Below are 17,013 nucleotides of genomic sequence, written 5' to 3'. Positions count from 1 at the left end.
GGTTTCAGGATTTGATGGGCGCCTCGTAATGCGGTACGGCGAAACCGTAGACAGTCGCCGGCTGAAAGCGCACCTGAGTGGCGGCCCCGACAGGCGCCTTGATGCTGATGTGCTCACCGGGCAACACATAGGTTTTGGGCAGCATCGCAACGCCCGCTGATGGCAATAATTGCACTTCCTGCCCCAGGCGCACGACGTAAGGCGTGTCGTTGCGCACGTTCAATTGACCGTCCTGCAGCGACCATTGCAGGTCGGTCCAGGGGGTGCGATTGGGCGCCAGGCCTTTGGGATGAAGGATCACTGGCAGGTTCTGGCGCACGGTCACGCCGACCCGTGCCTGCCCGGCCTCGGCCGCAGGTTTGCCTTGGGGGATACCTTCGAATATCACCCGCTTCAAGCGTTGAGTGACCAAGGGCTTGTCCGTCTGGAGAATGAACCGCACCAATTGCGTTTTCGACGCTTCTACCCGCGCCAGCGGTGGCGTCACGAACACCAGGGGCTCGCGGTCCTCTTCGATGTCTACGAGGGTGACGTGCATCAAGGCCAGGCTGGCATCGGTGTTGGTGACGGAAACGGCGACTTCACCATCGGCTTCGTTGAGGATCACCACTGAGGTATCCGGCACCATGCCGGCAGCACGGACTGTGCTGGTTGTCAGCAGTGATAGCAGTGCCAGCAGCTTCAGGCCGATGGCGAGTTGTTTGTTCATGTGCTGGCTCTATTCCTTTAAAAATTATTCGTCGTCGTCCTGTTCGGACAGGGCGTAATCTATCGGTCGACATAGCCGTGTGAAATGCAACTAATACGAAAACGGACCGCCCAGTCATGAAAGAGTGTTACGGGCTTCACAGTGCCTGCTCTCTCGTAGCCTTTTACGTATCCTTCCTGTGGGCGAAGTTACTTCGAAACGTAGGGCAGTTCTGTTTGTTGTGTAGGAGAAATATCGAAACCCCGAGTGCGTGGAGGGAAGCAATTTTGCGATCGAGAGGGGTCATTGCGGTGGGAGCAGGACAGCGCTACTTTTCGCGCATTCCAGCCACAAAACAGGAAAAATCCGACAATGCGCGTAATTATTGCTGACGATCATGCGGTCGTTCGCATCGGGTTGCGAATGCTCATCGATCTGTGCAGGACATGTGTGGTCGTGGGTGAGTGCGATGGCCCGGACAGTCTGCTGGAGCAGCTTTCGATCACGCCATGCGATCTGTTGATCACGGACTTTTCCATGCCGGGCAACCAGCAGGCCGATGGGCTGAAAATGCTTAGCAAGATTCGTCGTCGTTACCCGTCAATGCCAATCATTCTGCTCACCATGTTTGCCAACGTCGCGACGTTGCGCACAGCATTCGCGCAAGGCGTGATGGCGATCGTTGCCAAAGGCGCGTCGGCGACGGAGCTGCCCAGTGCGATCAGTTCAGTGCGCGAAGGCCGGCGCTTTATCAGCGAGTCCTTGCGCGATGCCCTGACCCAGGCCGGCCCTCGTCATTCGACAGCGCAACCTTCGCTGTCAGCCAAAGAACATGAAGTCGTAAGAATGTTGGCCAGTGGCATGACGGTCAGTGAAATCGCCGGTTACTTTCAACGTAGCGTTTCAACGATTAGTAAACAGAAAAACATGGCCATGCAGCGGTTGGGCATTTCCTCGGATGTGGATCTTTTTGCCTATGCCCGTGAGAGTGGCATGGTGCAGTAGTCCCGGTATTCCTGTCACGAATGCCCATGGTCTTCAACGCATTCGCAGACTATCGTGCAGGCAATCCTGTGAAAATTCGGAGCCTGCCCATGAGTGATGCCCACAACGCATTGATCACCCAGTTCTATCAAGCCTTCCAGCGGCTGGATGCCGAGGCCATGAGCGCCTGCTATACCGATGACGTGGTATTCAGTGATCCGGCTTTTGGCGAGTTGCGTGGTCGAGAGGCTGGCGACATGTGGCGCATGCTCACCACCCGGGCCAAGGATTTTTCCCTGATATTCGACAATGTGCGCAGCGATGAACGCACCGGCGGCGCCCATTGGGTGGCGACCTATTTGTTCAGCCAGACGGGCAACACCGTGGTCAACGATATCCAGGCGCGTTTTGTCTTCCGTGACGGCAAGATCTGCGAGCATCACGACAGCTTCGATCTATGGACCTGGTCACGTCAGGCACTGGGTTTCAAAGGCCTGTTGTTGGGCTGGACGCCACTGGTGAAGAACGCTGTTCGCGCTCAAGCGTTGAAGGGCCTGAAGGCTTTCCAGGCCAGTCGCTGATAAGATCGCCGCTTGTTTCCTTTCAAGTCTTGATTGTGACGTGAGCACCCTCAACGAAAAACCTGTCGACGCCGAATCACCGGTGAGCAAACCGTGGTTCGTCTATCTGGTTCGCGCGGCCAATGGTTCGCTCTACTGCGGAATCAGCGATGATCCTGTGCGTCGCTTTGCCACTCATCAAAGTGGCAAAGGGGCGCGGTTCTTTCTTTCCAGTCCGGCCGTGGCGCTGGTCTATACCGAACTCTGTCGCGATAAAGGCGAAGCGCTACGCCAGGAACGGTTGATCAAAAAACTCAGGAAAAGCGCCAAGGAATGCCTGGTGGCGAGCGCGGCTGCCGGCTTATCAATCTGACTGATCAGTTCCCATCAGGCAGACCTGTAGGCTGCCTGCCGATTGCGCGCTAAGCTGGGGTTCCTATTCGTGCGGCGGAGCCGAGCATGTCCGAGTTGATCCTGCATCATTACCCGACGTCCCCTTTCGCCGAAAAAGCCCGTTTGCTCCTGGGTTTCAAAGGGTTGTCCTGGCGTTCGGTGAAAATCTCGCCGGTGATGCCAAAGCCTGATCTGACGGCGTTGACCGGCGGCTATCGCAAGACTCCGGTGCTGCAGATCGGTGCGGATATCTATTGCGATACGGCATTGATTGCCCGGCGTCTGGAACAGGAAAAAGCCCTGCCGGCGTTCTTTCCCGAAGGCCAGGAAATGGTCGCCGCGACCTTCGCTGCCTGGGCCGATTCGGTGGTGTTCCAGCATGCGGTCAGCCTGGTGTTCCAGCCGGAATCGGTAGCGGTGCGATTTGCCAATTTGCCCCCCGAGGCGATCAAGGCGTTTATCGCCGACCGGGCGGCCTTGTTCAGTGGCGGCAGTGCAACCCGCTTGTCCGCCGAGCAGGCCAGGCACCAATGGCCGACGATCATGGCGCGCCTGGAGCAACAACTGCAGCGCGAGGAGGGCGATTTCCTGTTCGGCGAACCGTCGATTGCCGACTTCGCCCTGGCTCACCCGCTGTGGTTCCTCAAGGCGACGCCGGTCACCGCACCGCTGATCGATGCTTATCCGGCAGTTGCCGCGTGGCACGCGCGGGTATTGGGCTTCGGTCACGGTGCCTTCAGCGAGATGACGTCCGAGGAAGCGTTGGAGGTTGCGCGCAATGCCACGCCCGCAGCTTTGCCGGATGAGCAGTTCGTCGACCCGAACGGCTTCAAGGCCGGTCAGCAAGTGCTGATCGCGGCCACGGACTATGGCGTTGATCCGGTGGCAGGGGAGTTGCTGTTTGCCGGAGTCGAAGAATTGATCGTGCGCCGTGAACACGAGCGCGGCGGAGTGGTGCATGTGCACGTTCCGCGATTCGGTTTCCGCATCGAAGCGCAGTAGCTTTCAGATTATTTCAGGGCAGCCAGAATCGCATCCGGGTCATACCCGCGAATCAGCGTCCCGTTCACATCGATGATCGGAATCCCGCCGCCGCCCAAGGCCTCATAGGCTTTGCGCGCCACGGCATCCTTCTCGATATCGAATTCCTTGTACGGGATGCCTTTCTGATCGAGAAAGCGCCGGGTCAGCTTGCAGTAGCCACACCACTCGGTGGCGTACAGCACGACGTTGGCCTTGGCCTGGGTCTGCTCCGACACCACCTGCGAGGGGTTGAACACCCGCTCGATCTTGCCCCAGTGCTGATAGACCACGACCACCAGCAGGATCAGCAGGCACTTCTTCAATACGCTACCAAGCATCAGTTGCGACGCTTGAGCTGGTCGGTGAGCGAAGTGGGCAGGCCTTTGATGATCAAGGTGCCGGCGTCTTCGTCGTACTCGATCTTCGAGCCCAGCAGGTGCGCTTCGAAGCTGATGGACAGGCCTTCGGCGCGGCCGGTGAAGCGGCGGAACTGGTTCAGGGTACGTTTATCTGCCGGGATTTCCGGCGACAGGCCGTAGTCCTTGTTGCGGATATGATCGTAGAAGGCTTTCGGACGGTCTTCGTCGATCAGTTCCGACAACTCTTCCAGGCCCATCGGTTCGCCGAGCTTGGCCTGACTGCTGGCGTAATCCACCAGGGTCTTGGTTTTCTCGCGGGCGTCCTCTTCGGGCAGGTCTTCGCTTTCGACGAAGTCACTGAAGGCCTTGAGCAGGGTGCGTGTTTCGCCCGGGCCGTCGACGCCTTCCTGGCAGCCGATGAAGTCGCGGAAATACTCCGAAACCTTTTTCCCGTTCTTGCCTTTGATGAACGAAATGTACTGCTTGGATTGCTTGTTGTTCTGCCACTCCGACACGTTGATCCGCGCCGCCAGGTGCAACTGGCCCAAGTCCAGGTGACGGGATGGGGTCACGTCGAGCTGCTCGGTCACCGCGACGCCTTCGCTGTGGTGCAGCAGGGCGATGGCCAGGTAATCGGTCATGCCTTGTTGATAGTGGGCGAACAGGACGTGACCGCCGACCGAGAGGTTGGACTCTTCCATCAGCTTCTGCAGGTGTTCGACCGCCACGCGGCTGAAGGCGGTGAAGTCCTGACCGCCATCGAGGTATTCCTTCAGCCAGCCGCTGAATGGAAAGGCGCCGGACTCCGGATGAAACAGACCCCAGGCTTTGCCTTGTTTGGCGTTGTAGTTTTCGTTGAGGTCGGCAAGCATGTTCTCGATGGCTGCAGACTCGGCCAGTTCAGAGTCGCGAGCGTGGAGAACCGCTGGAGTGCCGTCGGGTTTTTTGTCGATCAGGTGGACGATGCAATGACGGATCGGCATGGGCTTCTCGGCTGGTTGGAGAGAGCAGGGCGAGCTCCCCGAAAAAGCGCCCAGTGTACCGCAACCACTGGTTTTGGCGCGGGGCGAACGGCATTTGCGGGGCGACCGGGGGTGCTTATGCGTTTTTTTCCCGATTTAGAGCAATAAAGCTGACCAATTGGGTAGCTAGAGGCGGATATTTCCCCGCCTCTGTGCTAGTTTTGCCCGGTCTTACGCGTAGTCACTGCGTTAAGCGTGCATTCAGCATTTGTCAGGTCGAACCAAACCCTGATTTCGGAATCTATAACCCCGATCCCGTGGTTATTTGGCCGAGGGTGCCGGATCCAAAAGATCGGGCTCGATGGCTGACACTGCACTCTGCAATCCATATGAATTTGATAGGGAAGGAACACTACATGGCTCTTACTAAAGACCAACTGATCGCCGACATCGCTGAAGCTATCGACGCGCCGAAAACCACCGCGCGTAACGCTCTGGACCAACTGGGCCAAATCGTTGCCGATCAGCTGGAAAACGGCGGCGAAATCACTCTGCCAGGTATCGGCAAACTGAAAGTGACTGAGCGTCCTGCCCGTACTGGCCGTAACCCTTCGACTGGCGCTGCCATCGAAATCGCTGCCAAGAAAGTGATCAAGCTGGTTGTGGCTAAAGGCCTGACCGACGCTGTTAACAAGTAAGATTTGTTAAAAAAAAACCGTGCGCCGGAGTGATCCGGGCACGGTTTTTTTGTGTCCGCAGTTTATTACGCTGAAGGTTTCACCCAGCGCGCCTGACGCCAGGCCTGTTGTTGCGCTGGGGTCTGGAACGTCCACGCCACGAAGCGACTCTGTTTCTGGCCCTGGGACATTTCCACCACCTGGCTTTGCAGTGCCCCGGCTTTTTTCAGCGCGGTCTGGATTGCTGGCAGGTTCGAAGCTTTCGATACCAGTGTGCTGAACCACAGCACCTGTTGCCCCACCTGCGCGCTTTCGCTGATCAGTTGGGTGACGAATCGCGCTTCACCGCCCTCACACCACAATTCCGCGGCCTGACCGCCAAAATTCAGCACCGGCAGTTTGCGTTTCGGATCGGCCTTGCCCAACGCGCGCCACTTGCGTGTGCTGCCGCGCGTAGCTTCGTCCAGCGAGGCGTGGAACGGTGGGTTGCACATCGTCAGGTCAAAGCGCTCGGCGCTCTCCAGCAGCCCCAGCAAAATCTGCTTGGGATTGCTCTGCTGGCGAATCTGAATGGCTTTGTTCAGGCCATTGGCTTGAATGATGGCTTTGGCCGCAGCGATGGCGGTCGAATCAATCTCTGAGCCGAGGAACTGCCAGCGGTAGTCGCTATGGCCGATCAGCGGATATACACAGTTGGCGCCCATGCCGATGTCCAGCACCTTGACCGCGGCGCCGCGCGGAATCACACCTTCATTGGCGCTGGCCAGCAGGTCCGCCAGGAAGTGCACGTAATCCGCACGACCCGGAACCGGCGGGCACAGGTAGTCGGCCGGAATGTCCCAATGGGCGATGCCGTAGAACGACTTGAGCAGTGCCCGGTTGAATACCCTGACCGCATCCGGGCTGGCGAAGTCGATGCTTTCCTTGCCGTACGGGTTGATGATCACGAACTTCGCCAGTTCCGGCGTGGTCTTGATCAGCGCCGGGAAGTCGTAACGACCCTGATGGCGATTGCGCGGATGCAGGCTGGCCTTCTCACGCGGTTCCACGGCTTTGGCCGGGGTCGCGGATACGGGCTTTTTACGCGCAGGTTTGGGTGTGCGGGGGGCGGTCATGGGCGTGTCGATTCGGGTATGGCTAAAAGTGGCGGGCATTGTCCCACATCTGTGGGGCAACACCGACCAATTGTAGGAGTGAGCCTGCTCGCGATAGCGGTGGTTCAGTCGATGACGATCGCGATTGGCATACCGCTATCGCGAGCAGGCTCACTCCTACAATGGATGTTGGTGTTTCTGGAATAAAAAAGGGAGGCCACTTGGGCCTCCCTTTCTTATTGCGATCTGCCGTTACAGGCTGGCAATCCGCGCATGCTGCTCGGCCAACTTGCCCAGAGCCTGTTCGGCTTCGGCCAGTTTGGCGCGTTCCTTGTCGATGACTTCGGCAGGTGCCTTGTCAACGAACCCGGCGTTGGACAGCTTGCCGCCGACGCGCTGCACTTCGCCTTGCAGGCGCTGGATTTCCTTGTCCAGACGCGCAAGCTCGGCGCCTTTGTCGATCAAGCCGGCCATTGGCACCAGCACTTCCATCTCGCCGACCAGTGCGGTGGCGGACAGCGGTGCCTCTTCGCCAGCGGCCAGTACGGTGATCGATTCCAGGCGTGCCAGTTTCTTGAGCAACGCTTCGTTCTCGCTCAGGCGACGCTGATCTTCTGCACTGACGTTCTTGAGGTACAGCGGCAGCGGTTTGCCCGGGCCGATGTTCATCTCGCCACGGATGTTACGCGTGCCGAGCATCAGGCCCTTGAGCCATTCGATGTCGTCTTCGGCGGCCTGGTCGATGCGTGCTTCATTGGCCACTGGCCAAGGTTGCAGCATGATCGTCTTGCCTTCGATACCGGCCAGCGGCGCAAGGCGCTGCCAGATTTCTTCGGTGATGAACGGCATGAACGGGTGCGCCAGGCGCAGGGCGACTTCGAGCACGCGAACCAGGGTGCGACGGGTGCCGCGCTGGCGTTCGACCGGCGCGTTTTCGTCCCACAGCACAGGTTTGGACAGTTCCAGGTACCAGTCGCAATACTGGTTCCAGATGAACTCGTACAAGGCTTGCGCGGCCAGGTCGAAACGGAACTGGTCGAGCTGGCGGGTCACTTCGGCTTCGGTGCGTTGCAGCTGCGAAATGATCCAGCGGTCAGCCAGCGAGAGCTCGTAGGCTTCGCCGTTCTGGCCGCAGTCTTCGCCCTTGTCCAGCACGTAGCGCGCAGCGTTCCAGATCTTGTTGCAGAAGTTGCGATAGCCTTCGACGCGGCCCATGTCGAACTTGATGTCGCGACCGGTGGAGGCCAGCGAGCAGAACGTGAAGCGCAGGGCGTCGGTGCCGTAGCTGGCGATGCCCTCGGCGAACTCGTCGCGGGTCTGCTTCTCGATCTTCTTCGCCAGTTTCGGCTGCATCAGGCCGGAGGTGCGTTTCTGCACCAGCTCTTCCAGTTCGATACCGTCGATGATGTCCAGCGGGTCAAGGACGTTGCCCTTGGACTTGGACATCTTCTGGCCCTGGCCATCACGCACCAGGCCGTGCACGTAGACGGTCTTGAACGGCACCTGCGGCGTACCATCCTCGTTCTTGATCAGGTGCATCGTCAGCATGATCATCCGGGCAACCCAGAAGAAAATGATGTCGAAGCCGGTGACCAGCACGTCGGTGGAGTGGAATTTCTTCAGGAACTCGGTCTGTTCCGGCCAGCCCAGGGTGGAGAAGGTCCACAGGCCCGAGCTGAACCAGGTGTCGAGTACGTCGTTGTCCTGTTGCAGCGCAACATCCGGGCCGAGGTTGTGCTTGGCGCGTACTTCGGCTTCGTCGCGACCGACGTAGACTTTGCCCGACTCGTCGTACCAGGCCGGAATCCGGTGGCCCCACCACAGCTGACGGCTGATGCACCAGTCCTGAATGTCACGCATCCACGAGAAGTACATGTTTTCGTACTGTTTCGGCACGAACTGGATGCGACCGTCTTCAACGGCGGCAATCGCAGGCTCGGCCAACGGCTTGGTGGACACGTACCATTGGTCGGTCAGCCACGGCTCGATGATGGTGCCGGAACGGTCGCCTTTCGGCACTTTCAGGGCGTGATCGTCGACGCTGACCAGCAGGCCCGCGGCCTCGAACGCCGCGACGATCTGCTTGCGCGCTTCGAAGCGGTCCAGGCCGGCATATTCAGCCGGGATCTTGCCGTCGATCGATTCGTTCAAGGTGCCATCGAGGTTGAACGCCTGAACCGCAGGCAGGACATTGGCGTTCTTGTCGAAGATGTTCAGCAGCGGCAGGTTGTGGCGCTTGCCGACTTCGTAGTCGTTGAAATCGTGGGCCGGGGTGATTTTCACGCAGCCGGTGCCGAATTCAGGATCGCAGTAATCGTCGGCGATGATCGGGATGCGGCGGCCGACCAGCGGCAGCTCGACAAATTTGCCGATCAGGGCTTTGTAGCGCTCATCGTTCGGGTTAACCGCGACGGCGGAGTCGCCGAGCATGGTTTCCGGACGGGTGGTCGCGACGATCAGGAATGCGTTGCCTTCAGCGGTCTTGGCGCCATCGGCCAGCGGGTACTTCAGGTTCCACAGGAAACCTTTCTCGTCGTGGTTTTCCACTTCAAGGTCGGAAATCGCCGTGTGCAGCTTGGTGTCCCAGTTGACCAGGCGCTTGCCGCGGTAGATCAGGCCATCTTCGTGCAGGCGCACGAACGCTTCCTTCACGGCTTCCGAGAGGCCGTCGTCCATGGTGAAGCGCTCGCGGCTCCAGTCCACGGACGAGCCGAGACGACGGATCTGACGGCTGATATTGCCGCCGGACTGATCCTTCCATTCCCAGACTTTCTCCAGGAACTTGTCGCGGCCCAGGTCGTGGCGATTCTGGCCCTGGGCTTCGAGTTGACGCTCCACCAGCATCTGCGTGGCGATACCGGCGTGGTCGGTACCCGGTTGCCACAGGGTGTTGCGACCCTGCATGCGGCGGAAACGGATCAGGGCGTCCATGATCGCGTTGTTGAAGCCATGCCCCATGTGCAGGCTGCCGGTGACGTTCGGCGGCGGGATCATGATGGTGTAGGACTCGCCCGCGCCTTGCGGGGCGAAGTAATTCTCTGACTCCCAGGTGTTGTACCAGGAAGTTTCAATGGCGTGCGGCTGGTAGGTCTTATCCATGCGCGGCGGGACCCTATTGGCATTTGTTCAGGAAAAGCCGGCAAGTATAGCGGGGCATGGGGCGCAGGGCGAGCGAGTGCGGACGGCGCGCCATATTAACGGCGCGGCAGATCCCTTGTAGGAGTGAGCCTGCTCGCGATGGCGGTGTGTCAGTCGACTTGAATGGTGACTGGCACACCGCCATCGCGAGCAGGCTCACTCCTACAGGGGGCGGTGTTTGGTTCAGTCGTTGTACTGGCTCAGTAACCGCTCCATCCGCGCACTGAGGCGGCGTTTGATTTCGGTTTCGATGTGCGGCGCGAAGTCGTCGATCACGTCTTGCATGATCAATTGCGCGGCGGCGCGCAGTTCGCTGTCCAGGTAAAGCAACGCGTCGGCGTTCTGGTTGTTGCTCGGCGCGGGTTCGGCGGCGGGCTTGGGCGGTGTCGGTGCGACGGCCGGCGTGGGTTCGCTGACGGTGTCGAACAGCATCGGAATCTGTTCCTGGTCACCTTCTTCAACGGTGTCGGTCAGAAGAGGCGGTTGCAGGTTGTCATCGCCGAGCAATTGGCGGATCGATTCGAGGTCGTCCAACAAGTGCGCGGATTGTTGCAGCGGTTTTGGAGTGTCCATCGGAATGCTCAGAGTCGCTGTAAACGGTGATCTTGCAGAGGATAGCCCTGTTCGCGGTAGAAACGGAAACTCTCCCGCGCAGCTGTACGTATGACCGGATCTTCGACCACCACTTCCGCCACGCGGGCGAAACGCTGGGCAAAGGCCGGCACTTTCAGGTCGAGATTGACCAGCAGGTCCTGATGCTGACCGCAGTCATCGCCAAAGCCCAGTACGATCAGGCTGTCCGGTTCGCTTTCGGCGGGGCCGTGGGGCACGAAGCTTTCGCCCTTGAAGGCCCACAGGCGCGCATCGAGATCGTCACGCTGGGCCGCATCGCTGCAATGCAGATAGACGCGATGGCCCATGCGCCAGGCTTTTTCGGTGAGCTTGCAGGCGAAATCCAGCCGCGCCGAAGGATCGGCACTGGGCAGGATATAGAAGTCGACTTTGGTCATTGCGGTTCCTGACCCTTGTGCGGCGTCACTCGAAAGTGACGCCGCCCGGGATCATTGGTTTCAGGCTTTGGCGCGGTCCAGCAGGTATTGGGTCAGCAGCGGAACCGGACGGCCAGTGGCGCCCTTGTCCTTGCCGCCACTGGTCCATGCGGTGCCGGCGATGTCCAGGTGCGCCCAGTTCAGGTTCTTGGTGAAGCGCGACAGGAAGCAGGCCGCCGTGATGGTGCCGGCTTTCGGACCACCGATGTTGGCGATGTCGGCAAACGGGCTGTCCAGCTGTTCCTGGTACTCATCGAACAGCGGCAATTGCCAGGCGCGGTCGTCGGCCGCCTTGCCGGCGCTCAGCAGTTGGTCGATCAATTGCTCGTTGTTGCCCAGCAGGCCCGAGGTGTGCGAGCCCAGTGCAACCACGCAGGCGCCGGTCAGGGTGGCGATGTCGATCACTGCTTGCGGCTTGAAACGCTCGGAGTAGGTCAGGGCGTCGCACAGCACCAGACGGCCTTCGGCGTCGGTGTTGAGGATTTCCACGGTCTGGCCACTCATGGTGGTGACGATGTCGCCTGGGCGCGATGCATTGCCGCTTGGCATGTTCTCGGCGCAAGCCAGGATGCACACCAGGTTGATCGGCAGCTTCAGTTCGAGCACGGCACGCACGGTGCCGAACACGCTGGCAGCGCCACCCATGTCGTACTTCATTTCATCCATGCCGGCGCCCGGCTTGAGGCTGATGCCGCCGGTGTCGAAGGTGATGCCCTTGCCGACCAGGGCGTAGGGCTTCTCGGACTTCTTGCCACCGTTGTATTGCATGACGATCAGGCGTGGCGGCTGGGCGCTGCCCTGGCCGACGGCGTAGAACGAGCCCATGCCCAGGGCCTTGATTTTTTTCTCATCGAGGACTTCGACTTTCAGGTCCTTGAATTGCTTGCCCAGGTCTTTGGCTTGCTCGCCAAGGAAAGTCGGGTGGCAGATGTTCGGCGGCAGGTTGCCCAGGTCACGGGTCAAGGCCATGCCGTTGGCAATGGCGGTGGCGTGGTTCACGGCGCGTTGCACTTCAGCCTCGGCGGCCTTGATGGTCACCAGGGTGATTTTCTTCAGGGCGCGCGGCTCGGCTTTCTGGCTCTTGAACTGGTCGAACTGGTATTCGCCGTCCACCAGGGTTTCGGCCAGCAGGCGTGTCTTGCCGTAGCTGTCGCGGCCCTTGACGACGATTTCGTCCAGGGCCAGCACGGCGTCGCTGCCGCCCAGGCCTTTGAGCGTGCTGAGGATGCCGGCAATGATTTTGCGGAACGGGCGGTCACCCAGTTCTTCATCCTTGCCCACGCCGACCAGCAATACGCGCTCGGCTTTCAGGTTCGGCAGGCTGTGCAGCAACAGGCTCTGGCCAACCTTACCGGCCAGGTCGCCGCGCTTGAGTACGGCACTGATGGCGCCAGCGCTGAGTTCGTCGAGCTGTTTGGCCACAGCGCCGAGCTTGCGGCCTTCGCCGACGGCAACCACCAGCGTGGCGGTTTTCAACGTTTGCGGGTTGACGCTTTTTACAACCAGTTCCATGTCCGGGTCCCTGAATTGATGGTCAATAGACAAGCGCTCGACAAGGTGCGGGCAGCGCTTGCTTATAAATAGAAAGGCGCCAGGATCGATTGGCGACGAAGGCGGCAGTTTGAACCTCGCCAGCGGCGCCTGACAACCCTCGGTTGTACGATCTTCGCGGTTTTGTCGGCCAATGCAGGAGCGAGCCTGCTCGCGAAAAACCTGAGGCCGCCGCGGGGCCTCAGACTTCCCGCGTTATCGTTGACGACCATCGTCGGATCGCCGCCCGGAGCACTCGCTCCTACATTCCCCCAATGCATTGCGCAGTGACAGGCGCACCCAATCACAGGATAATGCGCCATCTTTTTCGACGGCCCTGCCTTGCGGGCTGTCTGATGTGTTTGCTTGTTTGGCCGCCATAGCCTGACAACCCTGGAGTGTCTGGTTTGATTGTCTTCCGTTATCTATCCCGCGAAGTCCTGTTGACCTTGAGCGCCGTCAGTGCGGTGCTGCTGGTCATCATCATGAGCGGACGCTTCATCAAGTACCTCGCGCAGGCCGCTTCCGGTCAACTGGATCCGGGCTCGCTGTTCCTCATCATGGGTTTTCGCCTGCCGGGGTTCCTGCAGCTGATCCTGCCGCTGGGCCTGTTTCTCGGGATCCTGCTGGCGTACGGTCGCCTGTACCTTGAAAGCGAAATGACCGTGCTGTCGGCCACCGGCATGAGCCAGCAACGCCTGTTTCGCATGACCCTGTTCCCGGCCACCCTGGTTGCACTGCTCGTTGCCTGGTTGAGCCTGAGCCTGGCGCCACAGGGCGCCAATCAGTTCCAGTTGCTTCTGAACAAGCAGGATGCCCTGACCGAGTTCGACACCCTCGAGCCTGGCCGCTTCCAGGCCCTGCGCGATGGCACGCGGGTGACCTATACCGAGCAGCTGTCTGACGACCGCATCAATCTGGCGGGGGTCTTCATTTCGCAAAAGAACATCAGTTCCGACAAGAAGGATCGCGGGATCTCCGTGCTGGTGGCGGAAAAAGGCCGACAGGAAATCCGCCCCGACGGCAACCGCTACCTGATCCTCGATAACGGCTACCGCTATGACGGCAACCCTGGGCAGGCCGATTACCGGGCGATCAAGTACGACGAATACGGCGTGCTGTTGCCCAAGCCGGACGTCAGCGACGAAGTGACCGATCGTGACGCCATGACCACGGCTTCCTTACTGGGCAGCGAAGACATCCGTTCGCGCACCGAACTGCAATGGCGCCTGTCCCTGCCGTTGCTGGTGTTCATCGTCACCTTGATGGCGGTGCCGCTGTCGCGGGTCAACCCGCGCCAAGGGCGTTTCCTCAAGCTGTTGCCGGCAATCCTTCTCTATATGGCCTACCTGACCATCCTGATTGCCGCTCGCGGCGCCCTTGAAAAGGGCAAGATCCCGCCAGCGCTGGGCTTGTGGTGGGTGCACGGGATATTCCTGGCCATTGGCCTGGGCCTGCTCTACTGGGAGCCTTTACGCTTGAAGATGGCGAGTCGCCGCAGCGCGCTGGAGGTGGCCCGTGGTTAAGCTCGACCGCTACATCGGTAGCAGCGTGTTCGTGGCGATCCTGGCGGTATTGGGGATTATTCTCGGCCTGGCCACGTTGTTCGCGTTCATCGACGAGATGGGCGACGCCAGCGATACCTACACCCTGGTCGACGTCCTGAGCTACGTGTTGCTGACGGCGCCACGCCGGCTCTACGACATGCTGCCGATGGCGGCCCTGATCGGTTGCCTGATCGGTCTCGGCAGCCTGGCCAGCAACAGCGAGCTGACCATCATGCGTGCGGCCGGCGTGTCCATCGGGCGGATCGTCTGGGCGGTCATGAAGCCGATGCTGGTGCTGATGGTGGTGGGGGTGCTGATTGGTGAGTATGTGGCGCCAGCGACTGAAAGCGCCGCCCAGGCCAACCGCTCGCTGGCCCAGGGCAGTGGCGACGCGCAAAGCGCCAAGCACGGCCTGTGGCATCGCCAGGGTGACGAATTCATCCACGTCAACTCCGTGCAACCCAATGGCCTGCTGTATGGCGTGACCCGCTATCACTTCGACAAAGAGCGGCACATGCTGTCGGCGAGCTTCGCCAAGCGCGCCGAGTTCGACAAGGATCACTGGCAGTTGTCCGATGTCACCACCACGGTATTCCACGAAAAGAGCACCGAAGTGGTGGCTGCCCCAGTCGAGCGCTGGGACGTGGCGTTGAGCCCGCAATTGCTGAGCACGGTGGTCATGGCACCGGAATCGCTGTCGATCTCGGGGCTGTGGGGCTATATCCACTATCTTGCCGACCAGGGACTGAACAATGGCCGCTACTGGCTGGCATTTTGGGTCAAGGTGTTGCAGCCGCTGGTTACCGCTGCCCTGGTACTGATGGCAATCTCCTTCATCTTTGGTCCGCTGCGCTCGGTGACCCTCGGTCAGCGGGTGTTTACCGGTGTGCTGGTGGGCTTCACCTTCCGTATTGCCCAGGATCTGCTGGGGCCTTCAAGCCTGGTTTTCGGTTTTTCGCCCCTGTTTGCGGTGCTCGTGCCAGCCAGTGTCTGTGCCCTGGCCGGGCTGTGGTTGTTGCGTCGCGCCGGTTGATGGCGACCAATTCCTCGCTTCACTGCTGATAAAAAACGCCCCTGTCGCAAGACCGGGGCGTTTTTGTACGGGCCGTCTGGCCTGCAAACGTGACGCTTGCGCCGTGGATCAGGTACAATTCCCGGCTATTTTTCGGCGGGCTATGCCTGCAGCCTTTTTGAGTGTTGATCCGTGAGTGATTTGAGTCATATCCGCAATTTCTCCATCATCGCCCACATTGACCATGGCAAGTCGACGCTGGCCGATCGTTTCATCCAGATGTGCGGCGGCCTGGCCGAGCGTGAAATGGAAGCCCAGGTATTGGATTCCATGGATCTTGAGCGTGAGCGCGGGATCACCATCAAGGCGCACAGCGTCACGCTGTATTACAAGGCTCGCGATGGGATCAACTACCAGTTGAACTTCATCGATACCCCAGGTCACGTTGACTTCACCTATGAAGTGAGCCGCTCGCTGGCAGCCTGTGAAGGCGCGCTGCTGGTGGTCGATGCCGGTCAAGGTGTTGAAGCGCAGTCGGTTGCCAACTGCTACACGGCCATCGAACAGGGCCTGGAAGTGATGCCGGTGCTGAACAAGATCGACCTGCCACAGGCCGATCCGGACCGCGTCAAGGAAGAAATCGAAAAAATCATCGGCATCGATGCCACCGACGCGGTCACGTGCTCTGCCAAGACCGGCCTGGGCGTTGATGAAGTGCTTGAGCGCCTGGTCACCACCATTCCTGCGCCGACCGGCAACATCGAGGATCCGCTGCAAGCGTTGATCATCGACTCCTGGTTCGACAACTACCTGGGCGTCGTGTCCCTGGTGCGAGTGCGCCACGGTCGCGTGAAGAAGGGTGACAAGATCCTGGTCAAGTCCACCGGCAAGGTCCACCTGGTGGACAGCGTCGGTGTATTCAACCCGAAACACACCCCGACCGTCGACCTGAAGGCCGGTGAAGTGGGCTTCATCATCGCCAGCATCAAGGACATTCACGGTGCGCCGGTGGGTGACACCCTGACCTTGAGCTCGACGCCGGATGTCGATGTACTGCCAGGTTTCAAGCGCATCCAGCCGCAGGTCTACGCCGGCCTGTTCCCGGTCAGCTCCGACGACTTCGAAGACTTCCGTGAGGCCCTGCAAAAGCTCACCCTGAACGATTCGTCGCTGCAGTACACCCCGGAAAGCTCCGACGCCCTGGGCTTCGGCTTCCGTTGCGGGTTCCTCGGCATGCTGCACATGGAAATCATCCAGGAGCGCCTGGAGCGCGAGTATGACCTGGACCTGATTACCACGGCGCCGACGGTAATCTTCGAACTGCTGCTCAAGACCGGCGAGACGATCTACGTCGATAACCCGTCGAAGCTGCCGGACCTGTCTACCATCGAAGACATGCGCGAGCCGATCGTGCGCGCCAACATTCTTGTGCCGCAAGAGCACCTGGGTAACGTCATTACGCTGTGCATCGAGAAACGTGGTGTGCAGGTCGACATGCTGTTCCTTGGCTCCCAGGTCCAAGTGACCTACGACTTGCCGATGAACGAAGTGGTCCTGGACTTCTTCGATCGCCTGAAATCCACCAGCCGCGGCTATGCTTCGCTGGATTACCATTTCGATCGTTACCAATCGGCTAGTCTGGTGAAACTGGACGTGCTGATCAACGGCGACAAGGTCGACGCCCTGGCGTTGATCGTGCACCGTGACAATGCGCACTACAAAGGTCGCCAGTTGACCGAGAAGATGAAAGAACTGATTCCGCGGCAGATGTTCGACGTGGCAATCCAGGCCGCCATTGGCGGGCAGATTGTGGCGCGTACAACCGTCAAGGCGCTCAGAAAGAACGTATTGGCCAAATGCTACGGCGGTGACGTAAGCCGTAAGAAAAAGCTGCTGGAAAAGCAAAAGGCCGGTAAAAAACGCATGAAGCAGGTCGGCAACGTGGAAATTCCACAGGAAGCCTTCCTTGCCGTGCTCAGGTTGGATAGCTAGGTCCT

16 protein-coding genes are annotated in these 17,013 nt (G+C 59.8%); 8 read left to right on the top strand and 8 right to left on the bottom strand.

Annotation, left to right across the window (positions count from 1 at the left end):
- Window positions 1–4 precede the first annotated feature (4 nt).
- Window positions 5–709: a fimbria/pilus chaperone family protein gene (locus OH720_RS26150; protein ID WP_272603431.1), complete on the bottom strand. Its 705-nt coding sequence runs from the start codon at window positions 707–709 to the stop codon at window positions 5–7.
- Window positions 710–1,060: 351 nt separating this feature from the next.
- Here OH720_RS26150 and OH720_RS26145 point away from each other — a divergent pair, with 351 nt between their 5' ends.
- The 4 genes from OH720_RS26145 (at window position 1,061) to OH720_RS26130 (ending at window position 3,627) form a co-directional block, all read left to right on the top strand.
- On the top strand, window positions 1,061–1,693 hold the full coding sequence (locus OH720_RS26145; RefSeq protein ID WP_272603430.1) for a response regulator transcription factor: 633 nt from the start codon (window positions 1,061–1,063) through the stop codon (window positions 1,691–1,693).
- Between the two features lie 89 nt (window positions 1,694–1,782).
- Window positions 1,783–2,253 carry a nuclear transport factor 2 family protein gene (locus OH720_RS26140; protein ID WP_272603429.1) on the top strand — a complete coding sequence of 157 codons (471 nt, stop codon included), beginning with the start codon at window positions 1,783–1,785 and terminating at the stop codon, window positions 2,251–2,253.
- A gap of 40 nt (window positions 2,254–2,293) precedes the next feature.
- Window positions 2,294–2,605: a GIY-YIG nuclease family protein gene (locus tag OH720_RS26135; protein ID WP_272603428.1), complete on the top strand. Its 312-nt coding sequence runs from the start codon at window positions 2,294–2,296 to the stop codon at window positions 2,603–2,605.
- Between the two features lie 86 nt (window positions 2,606–2,691).
- A complete protein-coding gene (locus OH720_RS26130) occupies window positions 2,692–3,627 on the top strand; it encodes a glutathione S-transferase family protein (protein WP_272603427.1) in 936 nt (311 codons plus the stop codon).
- A gap of 8 nt (window positions 3,628–3,635) precedes the next feature.
- Here OH720_RS26130 and OH720_RS26125 read toward each other — a convergent pair whose 3' ends face one another.
- Window positions 3,636–3,986 (bottom strand): glutaredoxin family protein, encoded by a 351-nt coding sequence (locus OH720_RS26125; RefSeq protein ID WP_272603426.1) that lies wholly within the window; start codon window positions 3,984–3,986, stop codon window positions 3,636–3,638.
- Complete coding sequence (gene yejK / locus OH720_RS26120) at window positions 3,986–4,990, bottom strand: nucleoid-associated protein YejK (protein WP_272603425.1); 1,005 nt, start codon at window positions 4,988–4,990, stop codon at window positions 3,986–3,988. Before yejK ends, OH720_RS26125 begins: the two co-directional genes overlap by 1 nt.
- 395 nt (window positions 4,991–5,385) lie before the next feature.
- On the opposite strand from yejK, the gene OH720_RS26115 reads away from it, so the two are divergent.
- The gene (locus OH720_RS26115) at window positions 5,386–5,667 is read left to right on the top strand and encodes an HU family DNA-binding protein (RefSeq protein ID WP_007905514.1); all 282 of its coding nucleotides are present in this window, start codon (window positions 5,386–5,388) and stop codon (window positions 5,665–5,667) included.
- A 65-nt stretch (window positions 5,668–5,732) separates the two neighbouring features.
- Here OH720_RS26115 and rlmF read toward each other — a convergent pair whose 3' ends face one another.
- From rlmF to OH720_RS26090, 5 genes are all read right to left on the bottom strand, one after another.
- Entirely contained in the window at window positions 5,733–6,761 is a 1,029-nt protein-coding gene (gene rlmF / locus OH720_RS26110; protein WP_272603424.1) for a 23S rRNA (adenine(1618)-N(6))-methyltransferase RlmF, read from the bottom strand.
- A 231-nt stretch (window positions 6,762–6,992) separates the two neighbouring features.
- Window positions 6,993–9,839: a valine--tRNA ligase gene (locus OH720_RS26105; RefSeq protein WP_272603423.1), complete on the bottom strand. Its 2,847-nt coding sequence runs from the start codon at window positions 9,837–9,839 to the stop codon at window positions 6,993–6,995.
- Window positions 9,840–10,061: 222 nt separating this feature from the next.
- The gene (locus OH720_RS26100) at window positions 10,062–10,451 is read right to left on the bottom strand and encodes a DNA polymerase III subunit chi (protein ID WP_272603422.1); all 390 of its coding nucleotides are present in this window, start codon (window positions 10,449–10,451) and stop codon (window positions 10,062–10,064) included.
- A gap of 8 nt (window positions 10,452–10,459) precedes the next feature.
- Window positions 10,460–10,888: a DNA polymerase III subunit chi gene (locus OH720_RS26095; protein WP_272603421.1), complete on the bottom strand. Its 429-nt coding sequence runs from the start codon at window positions 10,886–10,888 to the stop codon at window positions 10,460–10,462.
- A 60-nt stretch (window positions 10,889–10,948) separates the two neighbouring features.
- On the bottom strand, window positions 10,949–12,439 hold the full coding sequence (locus OH720_RS26090; RefSeq protein WP_272603420.1) for a leucyl aminopeptidase: 1,491 nt from the start codon (window positions 12,437–12,439) through the stop codon (window positions 10,949–10,951).
- 425 nt (window positions 12,440–12,864) lie between these two features.
- Between OH720_RS26090 and lptF the strand changes: the two genes are divergently transcribed.
- The 3 genes from lptF to lepA all read left to right on the top strand — a co-directional run bounded on the left by lptF (window position 12,865) and on the right by lepA (window position 17,008).
- Window positions 12,865–13,983, top strand: coding sequence for an LPS export ABC transporter permease LptF (lptF, locus tag OH720_RS26085; RefSeq protein ID WP_008056607.1), 1,119 nt, complete (start codon window positions 12,865–12,867; stop codon window positions 13,981–13,983).
- Window positions 13,976–15,037 carry an LPS export ABC transporter permease LptG gene (lptG, locus tag OH720_RS26080; RefSeq protein WP_008056605.1) on the top strand — a complete coding sequence of 354 codons (1,062 nt, stop codon included), beginning with the start codon at window positions 13,976–13,978 and terminating at the stop codon, window positions 15,035–15,037. Before lptF ends, lptG begins: the two co-directional genes overlap by 8 nt.
- Before the next feature lie 171 nt (window positions 15,038–15,208).
- Window positions 15,209–17,008: a translation elongation factor 4 gene (gene lepA, locus OH720_RS26075; protein WP_272603419.1), complete on the top strand. Its 1,800-nt coding sequence runs from the start codon at window positions 15,209–15,211 to the stop codon at window positions 17,006–17,008.
- The last annotated feature ends 5 nt before the right edge of the window (window positions 17,009–17,013 follow it).

Source organism: Pseudomonas sp. WJP1 (assembly GCF_028471945.1).
GTDB lineage: Bacteria > Pseudomonadota > Gammaproteobacteria > Pseudomonadales > Pseudomonadaceae > Aquipseudomonas.
Note: the sequence above shows the minus strand (reverse complement) of the source record. Positions and strands in the feature narration are given on the sequence as shown.